Annotated in this window: 1 protein-coding gene; it reads left to right on the forward strand. The window is 66.3% G+C overall.

Going from position 1 to position 433, the window contains the following annotated elements:
• Window positions 1–433: M14 family zinc carboxypeptidase (locus D7Y13_RS43270; protein ID WP_208734662.1), on the forward strand; the 433-nt coding region annotated here is incomplete at both ends.

The raw sequence follows: 433 nt of genomic DNA on the forward strand, positions 1-433 counted from the left end.
CTGTACAAGGTCGTGATCAACCAGCTGAAGACGGCGAAGCAGAAGTCGGCCTACACGCACTGGACGACCGTGCGCCGCCAGGCGCTCACGAACCCGGCCACGGCGCAGCAGCAACTGCGCGCCTGGCGCGACGAGGTCAAGGTGCCGATCTTCATCCAGGGGGCCATCCACGGGAACGAGTACGAGGGCGTGGACGCGAACATGCGCACGATCGAACGCCTTGCCACGACGCCGTACGGCACCGATCCCGAGGTGGACGCGATCCTCGACGGCGCCATCGTCATCTTCAACGTGATCCAGAACCCGGACGGCCGTGTCGCGGGCACGCGCGCGAACGGCAACGGCTTCGACCTCAACCGCGACTTCCTGACGCAGTCACAGTCGGAGACGAAGGCCTCGGTCCGGATCATGCAGGAGTGGCTCCCGCCGGAGA

Origin of the sequence: Corallococcus praedator (assembly GCF_003612125.1) — a bacterium.
Taxonomy (GTDB): Bacteria; Myxococcota; Myxococcia; order Myxococcales; family Myxococcaceae; genus Corallococcus; species Corallococcus praedator.